Origin of the sequence: Dokdonella sp., from assembly GCF_019634775.1 — a bacterium.
In the GTDB taxonomy this organism is placed as follows: domain Bacteria; phylum Pseudomonadota; class Gammaproteobacteria; order Xanthomonadales; family Rhodanobacteraceae; genus Dokdonella.
In genome coordinates this window covers 2,165,773-2,187,381 of the sequence record NZ_JAHCAS010000001.1, presented here as the reverse complement: position 1 = coordinate 2,187,381, position 21,609 = coordinate 2,165,773, and the positions used below count along the sequence as shown (strand labels likewise).

At 65.0% G+C, this 21,609-nt stretch carries 16 protein-coding genes; 9 read left to right on the top strand and 7 right to left on the bottom strand.

Annotated features, from left to right (window positions below; genetic code table 11):
- Window positions 1–2: 2 nt before the first annotated feature.
- Entirely contained in the window at window positions 3–968 is a 966-nt protein-coding gene (locus tag KF907_RS09375) for a CBASS oligonucleotide cyclase (RefSeq protein WP_050157977.1), read from the bottom strand.
- Between the two features lie 191 nt (window positions 969–1,159).
- Here KF907_RS09375 and KF907_RS09370 point away from each other — a divergent pair, with 191 nt between their 5' ends.
- From KF907_RS09370 to KF907_RS09330, 9 genes are all read left to right on the top strand, one after another.
- On the top strand, window positions 1,160–1,483 hold the full coding sequence (locus tag KF907_RS09370) for a helix-turn-helix domain-containing protein (RefSeq protein WP_011829963.1): 324 nt from the start codon (window positions 1,160–1,162) through the stop codon (window positions 1,481–1,483).
- Window positions 1,480–2,349, top strand: a complete 870-nt coding sequence (locus tag KF907_RS09365; protein ID WP_011829964.1) for an ImmA/IrrE family metallo-endopeptidase — start codon at window positions 1,480–1,482, stop codon at window positions 2,347–2,349. The genes KF907_RS09370 and KF907_RS09365 overlap by 4 nt, the downstream gene beginning before the upstream one ends.
- 275 nt (window positions 2,350–2,624) lie before the next feature.
- Window positions 2,625–3,032, top strand: coding sequence for a PFGI-1 class ICE element type IV pilus protein PilL2 (pilL2, locus tag KF907_RS09360; RefSeq protein WP_472843834.1), 408 nt, complete (start codon window positions 2,625–2,627; stop codon window positions 3,030–3,032).
- Window positions 3,029–3,676, top strand: coding sequence for a hypothetical protein (locus KF907_RS09355; protein ID WP_047350999.1), 648 nt, complete (start codon window positions 3,029–3,031; stop codon window positions 3,674–3,676). The genes pilL2 and KF907_RS09355 overlap by 4 nt, the downstream gene beginning before the upstream one ends.
- 9 nt (window positions 3,677–3,685) lie before the next feature.
- Entirely contained in the window at window positions 3,686–4,405 is a 720-nt protein-coding gene (locus tag KF907_RS09350; protein WP_291219916.1) for a TIGR03759 family integrating conjugative element protein, read from the top strand.
- Window positions 4,390–5,010, top strand: a complete 621-nt coding sequence (locus KF907_RS09345) for a lysozyme family protein (protein WP_029578143.1) — start codon at window positions 4,390–4,392, stop codon at window positions 5,008–5,010. The genes KF907_RS09350 and KF907_RS09345 overlap by 16 nt, the downstream gene beginning before the upstream one ends.
- Entirely contained in the window at window positions 5,007–5,540 is a 534-nt protein-coding gene (locus tag KF907_RS09340; protein WP_029578142.1) for an integrating conjugative element protein, read from the top strand. Before KF907_RS09345 ends, KF907_RS09340 begins: the two co-directional genes overlap by 4 nt.
- A gap of 8 nt (window positions 5,541–5,548) precedes the next feature.
- The gene (gene traD, locus KF907_RS09335; RefSeq protein ID WP_029578141.1) at window positions 5,549–7,705 is read left to right on the top strand and encodes a type IV conjugative transfer system coupling protein TraD; all 2,157 of its coding nucleotides are present in this window, start codon (window positions 5,549–5,551) and stop codon (window positions 7,703–7,705) included.
- Window positions 7,702–8,451: a TIGR03747 family integrating conjugative element membrane protein gene (locus KF907_RS09330; RefSeq protein WP_291219915.1), complete on the top strand. Its 750-nt coding sequence runs from the start codon at window positions 7,702–7,704 to the stop codon at window positions 8,449–8,451. Before traD ends, KF907_RS09330 begins: the two co-directional genes overlap by 4 nt.
- 1 nt (window position 8,452) lies before the next feature.
- Here KF907_RS09330 and KF907_RS09325 read toward each other — a convergent pair whose 3' ends face one another.
- From KF907_RS09325 to KF907_RS09300, 6 genes are all read right to left on the bottom strand, one after another.
- Window positions 8,453–9,838, bottom strand: coding sequence for a hypothetical protein (locus KF907_RS09325; RefSeq protein WP_291219914.1), 1,386 nt, complete (start codon window positions 9,836–9,838; stop codon window positions 8,453–8,455).
- 164 nt (window positions 9,839–10,002) lie between these two features.
- Entirely contained in the window at window positions 10,003–11,244 is a 1,242-nt protein-coding gene (locus tag KF907_RS09320; protein WP_161613354.1) for a PD-(D/E)XK nuclease family protein, read from the bottom strand.
- Window positions 11,245–11,253: 9 nt separating this feature from the next.
- The gene (locus tag KF907_RS09315; protein WP_291219913.1) at window positions 11,254–16,818 is read right to left on the bottom strand and encodes a DEAD/DEAH box helicase; all 5,565 of its coding nucleotides are present in this window, start codon (window positions 16,816–16,818) and stop codon (window positions 11,254–11,256) included.
- 51 nt (window positions 16,819–16,869) lie between these two features.
- The gene (locus KF907_RS09310; RefSeq protein ID WP_161613352.1) at window positions 16,870–17,616 is read right to left on the bottom strand and encodes a hypothetical protein; all 747 of its coding nucleotides are present in this window, start codon (window positions 17,614–17,616) and stop codon (window positions 16,870–16,872) included.
- Complete coding sequence (locus KF907_RS09305; protein ID WP_161613351.1) at window positions 17,613–18,713, bottom strand: hypothetical protein; 1,101 nt, start codon at window positions 18,711–18,713, stop codon at window positions 17,613–17,615. The genes KF907_RS09310 and KF907_RS09305 overlap by 4 nt, the downstream gene beginning before the upstream one ends.
- On the bottom strand, window positions 18,710–21,598 hold the full coding sequence (locus KF907_RS09300) for a hypothetical protein (RefSeq protein ID WP_291219912.1): 2,889 nt from the start codon (window positions 21,596–21,598) through the stop codon (window positions 18,710–18,712). Before KF907_RS09300 ends, KF907_RS09305 begins: the two co-directional genes overlap by 4 nt.
- Between the last annotated feature and the right edge of the window lie 11 nt (window positions 21,599–21,609).

Below are 21,609 nucleotides of genomic sequence, written 5' to 3'. Positions count from 1 at the left end.
GTTCACCCTTGGAAAGAGGAGCCGAAGACCTTCTGCCAGTAGTGCACGGTTAACTCCTTGGTAGGTGCCTTCAGTGCGGCGTCGATGGCGTCGCCAGCGTCCAGCGCCGCGTCTACGATCGCGGCGGCGTTCTGGGCGGTGTACAGCCGCGCAACGTTGTTGGACGCATTGATCGGGTCGATGATCTGCACACGGTCCGCGCTGGGTGCCACCGTCGAGGCCTGGTAGTAGTCCTCGAACACGATGCGCTCGCTCAGGTTGCTCTCTGCGACGTATGTGAAGAAGGACTGCAGCGCTTCGGGGTAGTCCGAAAGATCGGTGCCGTTGTCTGTCAGCTCGGCCAGGATCATTTCGATCATGAACGACTTGAAGCGGAATCCGTCGTGTTCCTGCTTCATGCGACGTGCCCAGTACTTGATCAGCCGCACCACCTGCGCGAAGTGCGTGGGCTGCGCTTGCTTGCGCTTGCGGGCGAACTCCAGGTGTAGCGGAATGCTGGTTTCCAGGAACGAGCCGTCGTCCTGGCTGATGAGGTTGCCGCGCCAGTCGGGTAGGCCGGCGTACAGTACGGGTACGACATCCACGTTCAACCCGGTTCCGCGGAAGTTCACCGTGACCGAGTAGGTCTGGGGCTGCACCTGTTCGGGGCTGAAGTTGGGAAACGCCTTGCGCAGCTTCTCGGCAAGGTAGTTCAGCAGGGCCTGGAGGTCGTGAGGCGCATCGGAGCCGCTGATATAGACGGCCACGTCGATGTCGTTCAGCGAGCGCAGTGCCGTGCCCTTCGCCAAGCTGCCGGACAGCAGCATCTTCTTCAGCGCGAAGTCCGGATGCTCCGCGAGGTAGCCCTCCAGCTTTTCGCGCAGTCGGCGCGCCTGTGCCCGGAACTCATCGGCCTTTTCCTTGGGCAGGTTGACGCGTTCCTCGGCAAAGCGGACGAGGTCGCGGTGATCGACGTGAGCTCTGGACATGTGGACATGCTCCTTCGGTGATTGGGCCGGGCTGTCCGATCAGTCCTTGTGATCGCGTTCAGAGCGCCAGCAGAAAAAGTTCGGAATCGTGAACTTGCCGTGATGTTACACCCGTTTCCTCGGTTGTCAAACAAAAAGTTCGGTACCGTGGTATTCTCAGGGTTCGTAGGAACTAGACAGGAGACGTGACCATGGCGACCCGTCTCGGGGAAAAGCTGCGCGAGCTGCGAAAGGAGCGCAAGCTAACCCTTGAAAAGCTGGCCGACGCCGCCGGCTTGAGCAAAAGCTATCTTTGGGAACTTGAGAATCGCGAGTCCCAGCGGCCATCAGCAGAAAAGCTCACCGCGCTGGCGGACGCGCTGGGTGTGGCGGCCTCGTACTTCATAGAGGAAGACGTGCGCGCACCAGAAGAGCGGCACTTGGACGAGGCGTTTTTTCGCGGCTACCAGAAGCTGGAGCCTGAGGCGAAGGAACAACTTCGCAAGATCCTCGATACCTTCAAGAAGACCCCATGACGGACGGCGGCTGGACGCCCCAGCGTGCTGCGAATCGCCTCGTGAAGGTGGTCGAAGCTGTCAGCATGGCGCACGGCATTGATCGGTTTCCGGTGGACGTGCCTCAGTTGGCGCTTGAGTCCGCTCGCATATTCAACTGGTCAGATCCCATCACAAAGGTCCAAGCTGCGGCGATCAAAGGTTTTGACGGAGCATTGTTTCCCGGGGATGGCCGCAAGGAGTGGCTGCTCCTCTACAACAACGCGGTGACATCTCCGGGACGTGTGCGCTTCACGCAAGCGCACGAACTTGGGCACTACATTCTGCACCGGATGCAAAGGGAGTCCTTCCAGTGCAGTGATGCCGACATGCTGAACTGGTCTCAGGACGATCGCGACATCGAGGCTCAGGCGGATCTGTTTGCTTCGTACCTGCTGATGCCGCTGGACGACTACCGCAAGCAGGTCACCACGAACGTCGACATGGACATCCTCGGCGCATGCGCGGAGCGCTACGGTGTGTCGCTGACGGCGGCGATCTTGAAGTGGTTGCAGTACACCGATGAGAAGGCCGTTCTAGTGATGTCCAACGATGGCTTCATCAATTGGGCTTGGTCGAGCGAACCCGCGGCCCGAGCTGGCGCGTTCTTCCGCACCCGTGGCAACGTCATTCCTCTGCCAGAACACTCCCTCGCGGCAAATCAGGAAGTGCTGCATGATCGACAAGGCACCAAGATTTCCGCGGCCGTTTGGTTCCCACACGCCGATCCGAGTATTCCGCTGCGTGAGATGAAGATACACGCAGCACAGTACGACGCTACGCTGAGCCTTTTGTGCTTACCGCGATCAGCCGAAGCTTGGCCGCCACGTGACCGTGACGAAGAGTAGCTGATTGCTAGAAAGAAGGTGGTCGAGCGCTAGCTCCCTTTCTTTGCTGCGCGTTCGGTTTCATGCGCCGAAGGTATCGGCTCCGCTACAGGAGCCGAGCGATGCATCGATTTCCATCTTTTCTCTCCATTGCCCGCCGGCTAGGCACTACTGGCCTTCTATTAATCTTCGCAGCATTGGCAGCCGGCTGCACCACCATTACGCCACCCCAGGCCGAAGTGCCGGCAGGGAACTCCGGGAGCGTTGCTGAAGCATCTCCGCCGGCACTGATCCCGGTGGCCCGCTACGGCCGCTACACCCTGGTCGAGCTGGTGCCGGAACCTGCGCAGCGTGATCTCTTGCAGCAGGCGGTGGAGGTCTCGATTCCGCCCATGCTCGATGCCAGCGTGGGCGACGCCATGCGCCATGTGCTCCTGCGCTCCGGCTACCGGCTCTGCGATGCGGCCGAAGCCGCCACCCTCTACGCGCTGCCGCTGCCTGCCGCGCACCTGCGCCTGGGCCCGCTGATGCTGCGCGATGCCTTGCTGACCCTTGCCGGCCCCGCCTGGGAGCTGTCGGTCGATGACTTGACCCGCCAGGTCTGCTTCAGCCGACACGGTGCTCCCGCCTTCCTTTCCGCCAACCCGCCCGGCACCGCCACGCCCGTGCCGGAGGCCGACCGGCGCGAGGAGATGCAGCCATGACCTTTCCCCAAGCGCCATCCGAGCGCGATTCCCGCACGCGCTGGCTCAAGATCGCCGCGGCCTTCTGGCTGCTGCTCATCAGTGCCGTGGCACTCATCAACAACGTCGGCCTGTCGCGGCTCGCCGAACAGACCCAGAGCAGCGCACAGGATGCGCAGGTCAAGGCGCTGGGCCTGCGCGTGGCCGATCTCGAACAACAGGCCGATGCGGACAAGCGCCGGCCGGCGCCGATCAGCCAGGCCGAATTCGCCAACGCGCGGCAGGCGCTGAACGAACGGATGACGCGCCTCGAAGAGGCGGAGGAGGCGAGGGCCTCGGCCATCGACCTGCAGACGCTGCAGGCGCGCGTGAACGGAATCGAAACCCGCCTGGAGAAGACCCGGCAGGTGGCATCCGCCGCTCGCCCGCGCACTCCGGTTGCGACGAAGCCCAAGGTGCCGGAGCCGCCGTTCCGGGTGCTCGGCGTGGAGCTGCGGGGAGGCGAGCGCTTTCTGTCGATCACCTCCACCGCCGCGGCCTCGCTCGCGGGCACCCGGCTGCTGCGCGAGGGCGATGCCGAGGGCGGCTGGCAACTGCAGTCCATCGAGGCGCAGGCGGGCGTGTTCCGGGTGAACGGCCAGACGCAGCGCGTTGCGGTACCGTAGGAGGTCGCCATGAACCTGTGGCCGTTGCTCGCTGCCATCGTCCTGTTCGCCGCTTTCGGCGCATCCGCCCAGCCAGCCCCGGTGACGAACTCGCGCCTGGTGCCCGCCCAGGTGCAGCCGGGCGCCGATGCCGCGCTCGACGAGAGGCAGGCGCGGGAGTGGGGGCTTCAGCCCGAGGAGTGGGCACGTTACCGGCAACTGATGCAGGGGCCGCTCGGGGTCTATTCGCCCCAGCTCGATCCGCTCACGGCGCTCGGCATCGAGGCCCGCAGCGAGGAGGAGCGCAGGCGCTACGCGGAGTTGCAGGTGCAGGCCGAGGCCCGGCGCGTCGGCAAGACGCTGGCCTACCAGCGGGCCTACGACGCGGCGTGGCAGCGCCTGTTTCCCGGCCAGCCGCGCGTGAGCCTTCCCGGTGCCAAGGCGCAGGGTGCCGGCAACACCGGCTCCGGGCGCCTGGCCGTCTTCGTCAAGGCCGACTGCGCACCGTGCGCGCAGCGCGTGCAGCAGTTGCAGGCGGCCGGCACGGCCTTCGACCTCTACATGGTCGGCAGCCGTCAGGACGACGCGCGCATCCGGCAGTGGGCCATCCAGGCGGGCATCGACCCGGCCAGGGTGCGCGCCCGCACCATCACGCTCAACCACGATGCGGGGCGCTGGCTGTCGCTCGGCCTGCCCGGCGATCTGCCGGCCGTGGTGCGCGAGGTGAACGGCCAATGGCAGCGGCAATAGGTACTCCGGGCCGGGAGCGTCGGCCATCCCGCGTCACCATCCGCTGCGCCAGCGCCGCGCTGCTGCTCGCCACCGGCGGCTGGACGTTGGCCGCCCTCGCGCGGGAAGTGCCGCCGCCGGCCTATCAACTGGCGGCGCATCGTGCAGACGTGCCGGCGGCGGTGCTGTACGCGGTGGCCTTGCAGGAGAGCGGCGCCATGCTGCGCGGGCGCCTGATCCCCTGGCCGTGGACGCTCAACGTCGCCGGCTCGCCACAGCGCTATGCCACCCGCGCGGAGGCCTGCGCGGGGCTACGCCGGGCACTCGCCAGCACGCCGGCCAATCGCATCGACGCCGGCCTCGGCCAAGTCAATCTCGGCTACCACACGCATCGCTACACGCAGCCTTGCGAGCTGCTGGACCCGTACCGCAACCTCGCCATCGCTGCGGAAATCCTGCGCGAACAGCACACGCCGGGCGAGGACTGGCTGCTTGCCATCGGCCGCTACCACCGGCCCGCCGGCGGGGCACCCGCGGCGCGCTACCGGCGCAGTGTGCATCGGCACCTGACCCGCGTGCTCGACCCCGACGTTCCCGTTCCAACCCTCCAGGCCACCACGCCATGAACCACATCGTTCTCATCGCCGCCATCGGGCTGCTGCCCACGACCACCGTCTTCGCCCAGACCGTCTCCGCGCCGCTGATCGTCGTCGAAGACCGCGGCGGCGACTCCGCGCTGCCGTACTACCAGTCGCTGAATCCTCAGCCGGATCAGGCCACGCCGCCGGCCCCGATGCCGGCCCCTCGCGCGGGCAACACCGCCGACGCCGAAGCCGCCATGCTGCCGGTGCGCTCGACGCAACTGTCGCCGGGCGAGGTGCAGCGCCGCGTCATCCGGGCGCCGGGCCTGACGGCGCTGTTCCTGATCGGCGACGACGAGCGTTCGCGCGCCTGGCTGCGGCAGCGGCAGGCGGCGCTGCGAGAGCTGCAGGCCGTGGGCCTGGTGGTCAACGTGGAGTCGATGGCCGCGCTGACGGCGCTGCGTAGGCTGGCTCCCGGCCTCACCCTCTCGCCGGTCTCCGGCGACGACCTGGCCCAGCGCCTGGGCCTGCGCCACTACCCAGTGCTCATCACGGCCACCGGTGTCGAGCAGTAGGTGCGCAAATGGCCCAACCGCATGCGGTCGAGGTGCTGCTGCGGCCAGCGGTGGAGCTTCATACCGTGGCGGTCTGCACCGGCGCCGCGATTCTGTGCCTGGTGGCACCGTGGTCGCTCGCGCTGAACCCGCTGCTCGGCCTGGGCTCGGCGCTGGCCTTCCTGACCTTCGGCGCGATTCGCCTGCGCGATGCCTGGGCGATCCTGCGCTATCGCCGCAACATCCGCCGCCTGCCGCGCTACGTGATGACCAGCCGCGACGTGCCGGTGAGTCAGCAACGGCTGTTCGTCGGCCGGGGCTTTCGCTGGGAGCAGCGGCACACGCACCGGCTGATGCAGACCTACCGGCCGGAGTTCCGCCGCTACGTCGAGCCGACGGCGATCTACCGGGCCGCCCGGCGGCTGGAGGAGCGGCTTGAGTTCGCGCCGTTTCCCGTCTCGACGCTGGCGCGCGCGCTGGCCTGGGACAGCCCGCTCAACCCGGCCCGGCCGCTGCCGCCGGTCGGCGGACTGCCGCGCCTGCATGGCATCGAGCCGCACGAGGTCGACGTCACCCTGCCGCTGGGCGAGCGCGTCGGCCACACCCTGGTGCTGGGCACCACGCGCGTGGGCAAGACGCGGCTGGCCGAGCTGTTCATCACGCAAGACATCCGCCGCAAGGTCCGCGGCGAGCACGAGGTGGTGATCGTCTTCGACCCCAAGGGCGATGCGGACCTGTTGAAGCGCATGTACGTCGAGGCCAAGCGCGCCGGGCGCGAAGGCGAGTTCTACGTGTTTCATCTGGGCTGGCCGGACATCTCGGCGCGCTACAACGCCGTCGGCCGGTTCGGGCGTATCTCCGAGGTGGCCACGCGCATCGCCGGACAGCTCTCGGGCGAAGGCAACAGCGCCGCGTTCCGCGAGTTCGCCTGGCGCTTTGTCAACATCATCGCGCGCGCCCTGGTCGAGCTGGGGCAGCGGCCGGACTACTTGCTGATCCAGCGCCACGTCATCAACATCGACGCGCTGTTCATCGAGTACGCCCAGCACTACTTCGCCAAGAATGAGCCGAAGGCCTGGGAAGTCATCGTCCAGCTCGAAGCCAAGCTGAACGACAAGAACATCCCGCGCAACATGATCGGGCGCGAGAAGCGCGTGGTGGCCCTCGAACAGTACCTGTCCCAGGTGCGCGTCTATGACCCGGTGCTCGACGGCCTGCGCAGCGCCGTGCGCTACGACCGGACGTACTTCGACAAGATCGTCGCCTCGCTGCTGCCGCTGCTGGAGAAGCTCACCACCGGCAAGATTGCGCAACTGCTCGCACCGAACTATTCCGACCTGTCCGACCCGCGGCCGATCTTCGACTGGATGCAGGTCATCCGCAAACGCGCGGTGGTCTACGTGGGGCTGGATGCGCTGTCCGACGCCGAAGTCGCGGCGGCGGTGGGCAACTCGATGTTCAGCGATCTGGTCTCGGTCGCCGGCCACATCTACAAGTTCGGCATCGACGACGGGCTGCCCGGCGCCGCGGCGGGCGCCAAGATCCCGATCAATGTCCACGCCGACGAATTCAATGAACTCATGGGCGACGAGTTCATTCCGATGGTCAACAAGGGTGGCGGTGCCGGCGTGCAGGTGACGGCCTACACGCAGACCTTGAGCGACATCGAGGCGCGCATCGGCAACCGTGCCAAGGCCGGCCAGGTGGTCGGCAACTTCAACAACCTGTTCATGCTGCGCGTGCGCGAGACCGCCACCGCCGAGCTGCTGACGCGACAACTGCCCAAGGTCGAGGTGTACGCCACGGCACTGATGAGCGGCGCCACCGACAGCTCCGACCCGCACGGCAATACTGCATTCACGTCTAACACCCAGGACCGCATCAGCAGCAACAGCGTGCCGCTGATCGAGCCGGCGCATGTGGTGGCGCTGCCCAAGGGGCAGTGCTTCGCGCTGACCGAGGGCGGCAACCTCTGGAAAGTCCGCATGCCGCTGCCGGCACCCGACCCCGACGAAGCCATGCCGAAGGATCTGCAGGAGCTGGCCGGCTACATGCGGCAGCACTACGTCGAGGCCGGAGACTGGTGGGAGAACCAAGGCCTCCCCGGCCTGCAGGACAAGGCGCTGCCCGACGACCTGCTGGACGACTTCAAGCAGATGGCTGCCGCTGAAGAGGCCGAAGCATGAGCGATCCGGCCGTCGCGGCCCAGCGCCAGCTGCAACGACAGCAGGGGTTGATCGCCAGCCTGGTCACGCTGCCGTTCCGCTTCTTCGGCGTGCTGTGCGGCGCGCTGCTGCTGTGCATCCTGATCGAATGCGTCGGCATGCATTTCTTCTGGCCCGAGCAGGGCTGGCGCCACGCGCAGGGCATGCTGCACTACGAGCTGGATCAGCTCTCCACGCATTTCACGCGCAGCGCGCTGGTGCAGGAGCCAGGGCGCACCGCGCACCGGCTGGTCGAGCAGGGCTACGACTGGCTGTTCGTGAAGAGCGGCCTGCTGGACTGGATACGCGACGCCTCGGCGCAGGCCAGCGCCGGCAGCCATCGCCCGACCCAGGATTTCCGCTACTACCTGGGCCTGGTCTACGTGCATCTGGAGAGCTACCTGATCGCGGCGGCCTACACGACGCTCGTCTTTCTCGTGCGGCTGCTGGTGCTGTGCCTGACCCTGCCGCTGTTCCTGATGGCCGCCTTCGTCGGGCTGGTCGACGGCCTGGTGCGCCGAGACATCCGCCGCTTCGGCGCGGGACGCGAATCGGGGTTCATCTATCACCGCGCCAGGGCCAGCCTGATCCCGCTGGCCGTGCTTCCGTGGGTGACATACCTGGCACTGCCGGTCAGCGTGAACCCGTTGCTGGTCCTGCTGCCCAGCGCCGCATTGCTCGGCGTGGCGGTGTGCATTGCGGCGGCGACGTTCAAGAAGTACCTGTAGATCACTCCGGCTGCCAGGCGCAATCTGCCCAGTGCGCTTCGTAGCGTTTCACAAAGTCTTTCATCTCCCGGATGTTGACGGCAGGTTCGCGGCAGGCCCGGGCGCAGGTAGAAACGACATCCCGGTAGAGTTCCGGAGCGACAGTCCTGATGCCGTCATAATTCATAAGCAAATCCGGAAGACGCTCCGTGATACTTGCTCCGCGAGGTGCCATCACAATGCTCGGGGGCTCTCCATACGTATTGATCAACACGTATCGCCAGCTTGGGTCTGCGGCTCCCTGGCGAGGGACAATCTCACAGGGACGCGCGTCTCCGCCTTTGGAAATGGCTTCGTAGACCTCCTTGATGGCCTGGGGTTTGTGGGCCACCAGGACATAAGGCCCGGCCCCTACATAACTACCCATGCGTTCGTCGTATTCGATGCCGAGCAAGTCTTCCAGGTCAAAGCGTGCATGTCGGCCCAGGGGAGCCTTTCCCGAGGTGAACCATTGAAGTTCCCGCAGGGTGATCCCTGCACACTTGGCAACGTCTGCAGGCGAATTGGGCCAGCACGCCACGAGGTTCTTGACGATCTCGGCTGCGTTGTCATAGTCACTGTCGGCCCAGAAATCGTCATCCTCAACGATGTCCTCCGGTGCCTTCTCACCTGTCACCAGCCAAGTCCTGCCATCGAACCCGTCGAGGTTGAAATAACGGGGCTGATCGGGCGGCAGAGAGGTCTCCCAGGACGACATCCATGGACCGGGTTCCCAGTCGAGCCCACCTGTCATTGTTGGCACCGGTACTTGCGCCGGTAAGGCCAGCCACTGCTGGATTCTGTCCTCGACCTCGCGGCTGTTCACGCCTCTGTGACCATCCCTGATACGAAAATCGTGGTCATTTTGAGCGTCCCGGCAAAGGGCCTGGATGGACCCGGTAAGAGACCGGTCTTTTCCGTCGTGCTTCCTCAGCAGCCACCGGCTGGAGTCCTGGGCTGAGCGCAGGGAAGCTGGAAGGGATTTCTCCTTGGCATCGGCGACCTCGACCTGGACTCCGATTTCCGCCATATCCCGTGCCAGTTCAGGGCTGGCTGTCGCGAGGTGGCGGTTGATCCTCAGAATGTCCGGTCGGCCACGCAAGCCCTTGGCGTTACGCCACGCATCCAAAAGAACATCCCGGAAGGCCCTGGGCTGATCGGCTGGGGTAAAGGTCATCCACCGAATGGGCAACCCGGCAACGGTCAATCCATAGAGTATGAGGGGGCTGAGCCCGTACCGCTCTGCGTCCTTGACCTTGATCGGGTCCCGCACAGACACAATGTCGTGCTTCGGATGGTGAAAAAGAAACTTGGCAATCGCAACGTAGAAATGATGCTCTCTTGGTGATGGCTGCGTCTGCTGATTCATGCCCCGCCCCTCCTGGGGAAATGCGAGCTTTCCCCGAGAACTATCGTAGGCTCCCCGCTCTGCCAACAGCCGGGCCAACAGCAGGGCGCGAAATAGTTCGGATCGATGATCTGGATTTCCTGAGCCAACCGTTATCCTCCCCGTTCAGTCAACACCCCAGAAGTTCATTTTTGATCGCCAAGCGGTTCGTAGTACGCCTCGCTGAGCACACCAAGCGTGACGATGGCGGGGGCAGCATCGTCTTCTGAGTCACGGGCAAGCGCGCCGTCGAGCACGCGCACCCGGGTGCCCTTCTTGAACTCGCCGGGCTGTTGGACCCTCAGCAATGCTGGCATCTTCGCCGGGAGATCACGCGCACGTACGACTACAGCGTCCCAACTCGTCGGGCCGTGACGCCCGGTGATCTTCAATTCGATATCGCAGTAGCGTCCGTCATCCGAGACCACCTGCGTGGCGCTGGCCCAATATGCGTCGCAGAGTTGGCGCACACCGCAGTAGCGACACGACTCGGTGTTCGGGCGTGCCGAGGGCGGGCGTGCGGCCAACGCGGCCTCCGCTGCCTGTCGGCGCGCGAGGAGTTCACGACCGATTTCATCAATCTCCGATGTGATCGGCGGCGCGACGTCGACATCCTGGTTCTCGTACGCGAGCACGAGCCGATCCACTACGCGCCCCGACGGGTTCAGTTCGTCGTCGAGCCGCCACATCACGGCGTACGCCCGGACCTGAAACTTGTGCGCCTCGTCAGTCGCGCCGGTCTTGAAGTCGGTGATCTGGCACGCGTCGTCGCCGAGAACAAGGAGATCGATCTTCCCCTTCCACCCGATGCTCTTCGCGTGGACCTCCACCTCGGGGTAGATCCCGTTCACGAGCGGGAGCCGTGGCGGTGGTCCGCCCGACTTCGGCGCTGACGCGGCAGGTGCTGGCGGAGCACTATTCGGCAACCGAAGTCGGCTCAGCATCGACTGTACGCGCACTCGAAGCGTCGGCACTTGGCCGCGCAGGGCCCGCTGTGCATGCTCCATCAACGCGCCTGCGCGCGGGTTGTCGATATAGCGTTTGAGGATGCGCTCGACGCACTCCTCCACGACGCGCGTGTATCCGCCGAGTTCCCGCAGCACCTGCGGGGCGCTCGGGTCGCTCAGCGAAGGCACGCCCGCTCGCATAAGCTGCTTCATGATGATCTCGAGCGCCAAGTGGACGACGCTGCCCGCCAGCGCAGCGACTTGGAGCTTAGGCGGGTAGCCTCGCCCGCCCCAAAGCTCCGGATACTCGGCAGAGCTGAGCGCCCAGCGCCGTGGGCACTCTTCGATCTCCGCGTATGTCGACACGCTCATCTCGGCCGGTGGAGCGGGCCACGTTGCCGGTGTGACGACGCGCCAGTGCGTCTTCTCGTTCGTGCTCACCGGGACTCCTCAGCCGAGCTTTTCGATGAGCTTCTGCGTGGCGAACGGGAGGTTGCGCCGCACGACCAATTCATCCTCGAGGTGGACGGTCAGCGACGTCGCGTACTCCATGATGTCCTTGAGGTCCGCGTCCGTCGGTTCGTTCGGCGTCAGCGGACCATGCAGCCCAATGGCGAACTGCGCGCCGCTCGCGTTCGTCACGAGGATAGGCGCAATGACGTCGCCGAGGCCCGCGACCGAGATCTTCTTGTAGCGCTCGAGTGTGAGCCCTTCGATGTCCTGCCGATCGAGGTCCTCGAACAGGAGGTTGGTCGAGTGCGCGACGCGATTCGGGCTCAGCGTCGGGGCCGAGTTGTTGAGGATGAACCGCAGCAAACTCGCCCCGAGATGGCGGTCGAGGAGGTCGTGCTCGAACTTGTTCTTGTAGCTGCGAAGGCAGCGGTAGCAGGAACGGTCACAGTTGTCCGGGCACACCTCAAGAAGCTTGAGCGCGTCCTCGAAGATCGGGAGCCCGATATCCCCAACGCGCTTCGCGAAACCGGCGCCGCCGGGCAGTGTGTCGTAGATGTAGATCTCCGACTCAAGCCCCGCGCGGCCCTCTGGCGTGAGCGCTGGGCGGTACTCGGCTTGAAGTTCGTTCGCCTCCAACTCAAGCCGCGCGCACGCTGCCTTGGTCACCGCCTCGCAGATCGTGCGCAGCGCGACGTCGGTCGCAAGCACGCCGGGCACGAGCGTGATAGGCGCGTCGACACGGATCGCGACGAGCAAGACGTCGGTGATGAAGTCCGTACCGAGGACCAAGCCCTTCGTCGCGCCTCCTCCGGGGCACATCGGCTCCTTGATATCCGGATACGGCTTTCGGTGCGCCGCCGCGACGGTGCCCTTCGGGTTCGCAGTGGGCTCGATGAGCCCGCACTTGGTGCAGTACGTGTAGCCCTCCTCCCGCGGACCTCGGTTCGTTACGAGCAGGTGCTGCCGCGTGTGGTGGACCCGGAGGCGCTCGTTTAATTGCTTCCACTTCGAGGCGTCCGCGGGGGTCGGCGCCGTCAACTTCGCGCGCGTCGCGTAGCTCTTCGCGGGCATGTCGTCGGGCGAGGTGCCCTCCGGCTTGCTCACAGGGTGCGCGAAGCCAGGCGGGCGGAGCCACTGCGTGGCAGGGCCAAAGGTACCCACGCCACCGCACGCCTCGCAGTCCTTGGTCTCGCCACGCGAGCCACCCTCGAAGGTCGTGGTCCTCGCGTAGTGGCACACGCTGCATTCGTAGTAGAGCCGCCGTCCCAGCCAGGCGCGATATCGGTCATCGCGCATCGGCGAGTAGATGGCCTCGGAGGTCCAGAGTTTGTTGCCAATCCAGACCTCCTTCCCGGGCGCGTACTGCGAGAGCGCAATGGTGAGGCCCTGTGACGGCGTGAACTGAAAAGCGGGTCGGTACATTGTCGAGTTGACCGGGTCGAACACGTGGAACGTGGCGACGTCGGTCGGGAACGCGTAGCGAGGGAGAACACCCCGGTAGAGGAGCCGGTCGAGCAGGTTCTCGGAGGCTGGGTCACGCCCCGGCTTCTCCTCGCCCTCCTCGTCAGGCGCCTCGAGCGCGGTGTCCGCGCTCGAGGCCGTGGACGCGTCCCCAGAGGCGGCGGGAGCGGGCGCGGCTGCCGGCGCAGACGCTGCCGCGCTTGCCGGAGGCTCGAACTCGATCGCCGCGTCGATCGGCTCCATCGTCTTCGGCACAAGTTCGTCGAGGAGGCGCTTGCGTTCTGCAGTCGAGAACTGCTGCGGGAGCCAAGCGTCGACCTCGGCGCGCAGTGCCGCCTCGTTCGCCTCGAGCCAGTTCTTCAGATCCCATCGGTTGAGCACCTTCGCGGACTTCTTGAAGTCAGCCACGGTGCCGAGCACCGCGAAGAGGTGCGGCTGTTCCTCCGGGTTGATGGTGGGCAGCTTGTCCTGGTGGTAGCGCTGCAGCAGGTACGCGGTGACGTGCCGTCGGATGATCTCGGCGTTGTCGAGCGTGAGGAGCGGATCATCAACTGCGCCACGGATCATCTGGTCGGGGTTCGAGAAGTAGTGCTCGTCATGGCTGTCCGCGCTGCCGAAGGCCGTGACGGTCGCGACCGCGTTCCCTCGACGACCGGCGCGACCTGCGCGCTGCTGGTAGTTCGCGCGCGCCGGCGGCATGTTCCGCAGCGACACACCCGAGAGCGATCCAATGTCGATACCGACCTCCATCGTCGTCGTACAGGAGAGCACGTCGATGGCCGGCCGATCATGGCCGGTCCCGTCGTTGCCGAGGTCCACGTCTTGGAAGAGCAACTCGTGCTCCTCCGCCTTCGAGAAGACCTCGTCGGCCTGGGCAGTGTTGAGCTGGGCGGTGTGCTCCGCGGCGATGAGCGCCATCGGCGGCGACGGCGGGACCTTCAGGGCATCGACGGTGCTCGCGCGGTAGTAGCCCTTACGCGCGACGAAGACCTTGTCGGTGTTCGGATCGATCGCCGTCGCGGTGGGCTGGCCGCAGTTCACGCAGGTCGTGCGTCCGGGGAACGGGCGCTGCGCCGTCTTGCATGACTGACAGTACGCCCATGGACCGCCGACGTAGAGCGAGAGTTCGCTGCCCTTCAGGTAGAACTTGTTCGGCGCGACCTGCTCTCCGAAGCGCTGAAGCAGCTTGGGTAGCCACTCCTTATTGAAGAACGTTCGCGCGGGCTTGTCCGCGATGAACCGATCCATCTCGTCGAACTTGCCGGAGCGCGCCTGGTACTGCCGGCTCGAGTTGCGCCACGCGGGCGGCATCTGGCTCATCCACAGGCCGGCGCGGCCCCAGCACCGTATCCATGAGCGCGCGGTTGCCAGCTTCTGCTCTGGCGTGGTCGCGAAGCTAGGGATGTCCGGCAGCGCCTCGACCCATGTCGTGTGGTCGCCGCGCTCCCGGAGCGACGCGATCGCGAGCGCCTCGAGACCGTAGTATCGGTCGCCCAGCGAGTTCACGATCGCGCGTAGCAACGACTCCGGCGGTCGCGATGCGCGCAACTTGCCCCAGAGCGGCATCAGCGCCGCAGGGTTCGTCAGCGCCCCGCTCTTGATGGCGGCGTCCACGTCGAGTTCGTCCTGGAAGCTCTCGCCCGCCTTTAGCTCTGGCCGGAGCCTTACGCCCAACTCCTTCGCTGCGATGAGCACGCCGAAGTACAGGTCGTCGAGCGAGAGATACGGAGCAATCGCGGCCGTACTCGACAGCCGCTGGTAGCCCGCGACGATGAGGGGACGGATCGCGTCCTGCGTCGAGTATGTCTGCAGGTTCGGCGCGAGGCGCGCCGCCGTCTGTCGCGAGTCGGAGAAGATGAGGACCTTGCGCCCACGCAGCGGCGCGAGGCGGGTCGCGGGCACCGGGCTCGGGGGCTGCACTTGGATCTGCTTCGCGATGAGCGCCTGGAACGGCTGGTCGCCCTTCGTCTGGTGATCCTGGACGGACGTGCGCCCAAACGCCGCACGCCCTCCGCATACGGCGCAGGGCCGGAACTCGCCCGGGTTCGCGTCCTGCGGCTCATCGTCCGTCACGGGCTGGGCCCGCCCCGCCCGGATGTAGACTGTTCTATTCCGTGTTCCGAGCTTCTGCGGGTTCAGCCGGCCAGTGATCAGGTCGTACTCAGCGGGCTCCGCCAAGTCATTGAAGACAGGCTTCTCGAGGAGGAGGTCGAGCGGAGCGATCTCGTCGACAAACCCGGCGAGCGTCCGGAATGCGCCGCCTGGCTCCGCCCACAGGAAATCCGGGTTGTTGACGTCGTTGGTGTACGCGCGCGCGTGAGCCGTGCCGCAGTTCCTACACGTGAAGAGTTCCAACACGCGCGCGCCGCACTCGCACGTGTCGCGCGGCTGGCTGTAGAGCTTGCCCGCGGGGCCGCCACGCTGGGCGGCGGGGATGCTCGTGCAGTTCGGGTCCATGCAGACCCACAGGCCCGCGAGTCCACGGTAGAAGGAGTGGACTCGACACGGCAGCAGACCAGGCTCCGTCGGCTCCCTCCGCGCCACGCTGCCGAGCGCGATGAGATTCGTGACTGCCCGCGCAGCGACTTCGGCAGGGACGTCCGCCTCGAACAGCTTGGCGCCCAACTCGTCGACGGGCTGGGCCTCCTTCATCGTCGAGTTGACGAGGCTCGACATCGGGCCGAATGACTCAAGCGCCTTGTAGAGCGAGGGCTGCAGTTCCCACGGCGCCGTGACCTTCCGGTACTTGAGGAAGCCCTCGATCACCTTGAGACGGTCTGCGTCGCTGGCCGCCTCGTAGAAGTCGTTGAGATCGAATGCGTCCAGCGCGGCTGCGTCGGCGGCCGTCCCCTTCGCCGCACCGGGGCGTTCTAGGAGGTCCCCCTGGACCTTCCGAAAGTCGGTGGGGTCCTTGCCCGAGAGTTGCGCGCCGAACTCGACGGCGTAGTCCGCGTCCTTGAAGCTGGCACTCGTGCAGATGACCTGCAGGCGTTCCGGGGGTATGCCGAGGCGCGTCCGCAGGCGTCGGATAAGCAGCGCCACCTCGGCGCCCTGCGCGCCGCGATAGAGGTGGGCCTCGTCGATGACGAGGAGGAAGCGCTCTTCGGGATTCTTCTGCAACCACTCGCGCGTGCGGTCGAAGATGGGCCGCTCAAGCGGGCGCATCAGCATGTACTCGAGCATCGAGTAGTTCGTGACGAGGACGTCGGGTGGTGCCGCGTGGACCTCGTGACGGGTGACGAGTTCGGGGTCCTCCGGGAGCGTGACGCAGCGCTTGAAGTCGCCATTCTTATCGAGCCAGCGACCATTGCCATACCATGCCGCGAGGTCGGGCTTCGCTGGCCACTTGCCGCGCTTCTTCAACTCGTCCACGAGGTGAGCGGCCGCCGCTTGCTCCGGCGACGGAGGACCGGAGGCTAGTTCAAGCGCCTTGACGTAGTATTTCCCGATGGGCTTCAAGCGGTCTTGGTCTTTATCCTTGTCGCGAACGCCGGGATACAGTGTTCGGCTCGTGTATCGCGCGAAGCGCGCAGGGCGCCCGGACCAGCCGACGAAGCGTTGGACGACACGCGGATCGCCGAGCAACAATCGGAGACGTCCAAGCTGATCATTGACGAGCGCGTTCATCGGGTAAAGCACCATTGCGCGCACGGCGCTGCTCTCGCCGAACTCCTTGCCCTTCGCCTCCGCTTCGGTGGCGAGTTTGCCGAGGATCGGGAGGAGGAAGCACTCGGTCTTTCCTGAACCGGTACCGGTCATCACCACGAGGCTGCGTCCGTCGACGAGCGAGAGTTGCGTCGAGAGCGCCTGATGCTGGTACGGCGGGTCGTGAATGAGCAGCCCGAGGTCGCCCTTCGCGGCGGATACCGACGCGAAGATGTCGAGCGCCGCAGGCGGGAGGCCGAGGTCCACGAACTTCTTTCCAGGCTTGTAGCGTGGTGTGCTCTCAAGATACGGACGCTGGTGGATGATGCCGACCTGATCGAGAAGCGCGCTGCGCTGTTCGACGAGTGTTCGGTGGCTCACGTGGTACGTGGCCTCGATGTAGTCGCGCAGGGCGCGGTGGAGTTGCTGGGTCGTCTCGCCAATGGTCAGAGCCATATCAGCCTCTTTCTCTCCAGAATCATATTCCCGCAATTGGAGCGTTCGATCTCATCGCTGCGTTTCTCTGCGCCGCATGAACTCTTCGTCCAACGCCTCCCAGTACGGTTCGTACAGTTTGAGCAGTTCTGTCGGGCGCATAACTGCCAATCCAAAAGCATCGAGTTCAACGCGGTGCTTCCAAAATGTTCGCCGGTCTGTTGTCAACAACACCGGGACGTTCGCGATCAAGGCCTCGGCGGCAACCATCCTGTCACCCTCATCCGGAAGGAAGGATAGCGGACCTCTTACCGAATGGATCTCGTCCACAGACGTCACGCCTAACCCACGTAGTAGCAGCGGTGACACCCGAATGCTTCGACGAGCGGACAATAGTCCCTTCGCGATACCAGGGTAGGCGTCGTCGGACCAGTCATCCTGGTGACCACGAAAGAAGCCGAGCAGCGATAAGAGCCTCACGCCTTTGGCTCCATCGGCGAGACTCGCTTCCCCTTGGGCCGCCCGGGAAACCAGCCAAGGATAGCCAGAGCGATCCTCGAATTCCTTGTAAAGAATGCCGAGGTCTATGAGGTCGTTCGCCAATTCAGCGCCGTATCTCTCCGTGAGGTCGGCGACTGCTCCGTCATCCCACGTAAGGGAGCCGTCTGACTCAGTCCGGCGGTCGACCCAGTCAAGATTCTGTAGAACGCATGTGTCAAGCAGTTGAGGTTCGGGTGGACAGAGTTCCTGCTCGATGATCTCAATACGGCGGGCGGCATCGACTTCTTGCTCCAGCCTCGCTTTAAGCGGACTTGTCATTTCTCAGTACCTCGCCCCTCCGAACCCGTCGTCATCTCTTCAAGCCAGAGCGCTTCGTGCGCAAACCGCCGCTCCTCTTCGATCTCAGTCTTGGGTATCCGATAAGCGAAGAGGCAGCCAGCGCTCGGAACCGGCTCGCCGATTGCGTCCCAACGTCGACGCGCCCATGCAGGTGTTGGCGAAAACAACTCGAGGACCATGGCGTCACCACTTGGAGTGACGCGGAAGCGCTGTGGCGAACCTCGCTGCGCGTCGATCGCCATCTGGAGGTGCCAAGCTTCGTCGCAGCCGCGCCACCGACTCCCCCGCTGCGGAAGGTCGATCATCCGCTCTGGGTGGCCGTTAGTGAGTTGGACGTAGCACCAGAGATCGGCGCCGTAGGCCTGCTGTCGCCGCGCCATAAAGCGGCCCGTCTGCGTCTTTGGCTCGGTCCAGCGTCCCCGGTAGTATCGGACCGGCTTCGTCGGATCGAGGAGCAGGAGCCCCGGGATGTCCCTCGACGGCGGGGCGACGTCGAGGGCTCGATCGCTCGCGGCAACGGCCAGCGATGCGGCGCAGGGCTTAGGGCCTTTCAGCCACGCGTCGGGAGTGAGCTCGAACAACCCGAGCTGGCGCAACTCGCTGCGTAGATCCTCGGCCCCCGACGACGGGCTCAGCCTGCGTACGTGCCCGAGGTATTCGATACGACGTTCAAGCTCCGAGGGCAGCGGCGAGAGTTGGTCTGCGGTGACACCGAGGAGGATCACGAGCCCGCTCTGACGGACGACGAAGCTCGCGGGCGCGGCGTAGAGCAGTACACGCGCTGTCGACGTCCCGTCTTCTACCTCAGGCTGCTCGAGGATGTCGCCGTGCGAGATCATCGCCTCGAGAGTCTCCTCGACGAGTTCTTTCGCCTTCTCGAGGTCGGGCACCAAACCCCGCAGTGGACGCACAACGGCGCGCACGAGCGTCGCCGCAGAGCACGGACACAGGTAGCTCGCAGCCCGGCGCAGCGCGCCTGCAAGCCCCTCCGGCGTCGTCAGGTCGAGCGCCTCTGGGTCGAGCCCGAGTTCTCGGATCTTCTGCGCGTGTACTTCTTCGATGGTAAGGCGCCTCATGACCACCCCCATCCGGCGTATATCTCACCAGCACCTGTTGGCACAGTCCTCATCTGATCAACAGCGAGAACAAAGAAGCGTGCAGTGCAAGCAAGCGACGGCGCGTCCAATAATGTATTGATTCCTTTTGCGAGGAGGGAGCCCGCCCAATTCTCAAGGCTGTCAGGGGCGCTTGCCATCCGCAGTGAAAATTCGGAAAGCCAGAGCAAACTCCCTTCTTGTTCGAGACTTAGGCTATTTTCAGCAAAATCCTTAAATGCAGCGCCTCGTTCGGCCAAGGGCGTATCCGCTAGTCGCGCCAAGATTTCCCGGGGAAAAATCTGATCAACAGTAATTAGCCGCCAACCATTATTTTTCTGATGCCGCTGCATCGGAATCGCCCGCCTCAGCGCTCCTATTCCTATTTCTTCTCGAGAAAAATCTCGTTCACATCTGCTCCAGTTGTCTCCGGCGATCAGAGATGCAATGCGCGTCGCAATAGCTCGTGAGATAAGCCGCTGGCGCGCGCGCCCAATAAGTTCGCCAGAGTGCCGTGCCGAGTTCCAAAGTCTAGCCAATGCCAAGAGTTGAGCTACTGATTCAACCGTGCGACCTCGAACGTCAACCCGTGGCTCAAACTGTAGATCCGCAAGCGTTTCCACGACAGGCGGAACAACAATTGCCGCCTTGAAATCACCGGTCGTTGCAACGTATAGACCACCAATGCGCGGTACGTTGTGTTCCACAACGCTCGGAAGTTTCTCTCCGATGGCTGGAGTCTCAAACGAATAGCGCTCGATGACCGGCGCGTCGCTGTCAGCGTCGTCTCGCAAGCGCGCTACGAACCCAGAGGAATCCCTCCGCAATGACCATCGCAGCGGCGTGAATTCGCGCTCGCAGCGAAGCGTGAACACACCAAGTTCGTCGGCGGTGAGTTCGACCTCACAAACGTGTGTGTCGTCGTATGCGCCTTGCGCGCTCTTGTCATTCTTGATGTGTGCCTCGAAGTGGCGCGTCCATTCCTCGCTTGAAAGCGGTAACGTAACCGGCGGCAGTTGACGCTCGAACAACGGTGCTTCTCCCGCTTTCACGAACATCTGCACCCGGACCATTACCTGGCGCCCAGTAGGACCACGCACCAGGACGGCGGCTTTCCCTTCCCAGAGTTGTTCGAGCGAGGGCGCGGCGGGGTCGAGTTCCATTTCGAGTGGACCGTGCGAGGTCGACCCAGGCGACCAAGGGCGGGCCTCGCGGACCCGCATGACGACATCGAGGTCGCCGATCACCTCGGAGTCTGCGCTGCTCCCGCTGCGCGCTGCGACGCTGAACTTGTGGAGCCCGACTGGCAACGGCGGGAGTTCGACGAAGACTGCCTCGCCGGGCGGCGTGTCGGTCAGCGTCAACGAGAGCGACGGGCCATCCCCCATCGCAATGGTCAACTCGTCCATCGAGTGGTCCGATCGGATAGCGAGGGTCGGTGTCTCCGACGCGAGCCACTCGCCATATCCCTCACCGTCCCACGCGACCGCCGCGAGCCCGGCGGGCCACACCTCGATCGATTTCGCCTGGGTGACCTGGAACTGCTTCAGCGCCTGCTCCCACTCCGGCGTGAGCGCTGCGGGCACGTCGAGGAGCACGGCGTGTACGCCTTGGCACGTCAGCGCGACGGGGCGCGCGATGGGTGAGCACGCAAACGACTCTGTGCTCACCAGCAGGTATTTCGAGTCCGCACGCACGCGCATGCCGCGAGACTCGTAGGCAAGGCCATCACTGGCGACCTTGAAGAGCCACGAAGTGCCCGGACGGAGCATGCACTCCGCGCGCAGGAGGTACTCGAGTTGCGCGTCGGTGCGCTCGAACTTCAACAGCACATCGTCGGGCCGGGGCCAGTGGCTGAGCGGGACGCGTTGGGGGCCGTGCAGGCAGCGTCCCCTCGCGAGCGGGCGCCCCACCGCGCCCGCGACGGTGCATCGCGATTCGGTGAGGGCCTCTCGCACCTGCGGGAAGCGGAGGAGCAAGTGCGAGAGGTCTGGGATTTCGAGCGAGACCTCCCAGCGTGACCCCTCGATGGGTCGTAGCACGAGGCGCGGCTCGATGCCGAGTCGTACGACTTCTTCTCGAGCCTCCTCACGCCTCTGGAACGTCGTGTTCGTTGACCTGCCGATGGTCAGCCCTCGGATCTTCGCCCGCTCCTCCGCCGCGCGGCGTGCGCCGCGCAGCCAGTCGCGACCGCGACGTTCGCGGTCGACGTCATCGCTGATGCGCTTCAGCGTCGTCGGGTGGAGCAGCGTCTTGAAGCCCTCCTTCCCTTGGAGAAGGAGCGCGGCGGCGATCTGGCCGACGAGCGCCGGCGCCTGCACAAGGTTTTGGAAGCGTGCCGACGTGTTCCAACTCCGCGCCGCGATGAAGTCCCCGAGGCGCTGCGGCTCATCGAAGAGTTCGCCGGAGAACGAGTGCCGAAGTTCGTAGAGGATGCGCGCGAGTTGCTGTTGCAGGTCGCACGGGAGGATCGCGTGCGTGATGGGCCACGCAATGATCGAGAACTGCTCCGCCCAAGGGCCCGACGGCTTGGCGCCCGCGAACTTCCTCTGGAAGGCGACAAAGGCGTCGCGAATCCAGTCGCGCCTACCGTTCAACGTCCAGCCCGGCGTCTTATCCTCGAAGGTCTGCCAGTACTCGCTCCCCGCATAGCCGTAGCCGATCTCCGCCGCATAAACGACCCAAACGAGTTGGTGGTCGCGTGCGGGCGCCGAGACCTGGATGTGGGCGCGCAGCGTGTTCTGCAGCGCTAGCAACTCGGCCTGCGCGAGGCCGTGCTCCAAGGCGAAGACAGGGATGTCCTTGCGGTCACGCGCGAGGGCGCCGAAGTGCGCTGCAAGTCGCTGGTTCCACGCCCCCAGATCCATCACGACACCTG

Bases quoted from the DNA above. Each gene is read 5' to 3' on its own strand.
- KF907_RS09375 (WP_050157977.1), bottom strand. From the start codon at position 968: ATGTCCAGAGCTCACGTCGATCACCGCGACCTCGTCCGCTTTGCCGAG.
- KF907_RS09370 (WP_011829963.1), top strand. From the start codon at position 1,160: ATGGCGACCCGTCTCGGGGAAAAGCTGCGCGAGCTGCGAAAGGAGCGC.
- KF907_RS09365 (WP_011829964.1), top strand. From the start codon at position 1,480: ATGACGGACGGCGGCTGGACGCCCCAGCGTGCTGCGAATCGCCTCGTG.
- KF907_RS09355 (WP_047350999.1), top strand. From the start codon at position 3,029: ATGACCTTTCCCCAAGCGCCATCCGAGCGCGATTCCCGCACGCGCTGG.
- KF907_RS09350 (WP_291219916.1), top strand. From the start codon at position 3,686: ATGAACCTGTGGCCGTTGCTCGCTGCCATCGTCCTGTTCGCCGCTTTC.
- KF907_RS09345 (WP_029578143.1), top strand. From the start codon at position 4,390: ATGGCAGCGGCAATAGGTACTCCGGGCCGGGAGCGTCGGCCATCCCGC.
- KF907_RS09340 (WP_029578142.1), top strand. From the start codon at position 5,007: ATGAACCACATCGTTCTCATCGCCGCCATCGGGCTGCTGCCCACGACC.
- traD (WP_029578141.1), top strand. From the start codon at position 5,549: ATGGCCCAACCGCATGCGGTCGAGGTGCTGCTGCGGCCAGCGGTGGAG.
- KF907_RS09330 (WP_291219915.1), top strand. From the start codon at position 7,702: ATGAGCGATCCGGCCGTCGCGGCCCAGCGCCAGCTGCAACGACAGCAG.
- KF907_RS09325 (WP_291219914.1), bottom strand. From the start codon at position 9,838: ATGAATCAGCAGACGCAGCCATCACCAAGAGAGCATCATTTCTACGTT.
- KF907_RS09315 (WP_291219913.1), bottom strand. From the start codon at position 16,818: ATGGCTCTGACCATTGGCGAGACGACCCAGCAACTCCACCGCGCCCTG.
- KF907_RS09310 (WP_161613352.1), bottom strand. From the start codon at position 17,616: ATGACAAGTCCGCTTAAAGCGAGGCTGGAGCAAGAAGTCGATGCCGCC.
- KF907_RS09305 (WP_161613351.1), bottom strand. From the start codon at position 18,713: ATGAGGCGCCTTACCATCGAAGAAGTACACGCGCAGAAGATCCGAGAA.
- KF907_RS09300 (WP_291219912.1), bottom strand. From the start codon at position 21,598: ATGGATCTGGGGGCGTGGAACCAGCGACTTGCAGCGCACTTCGGCGCC.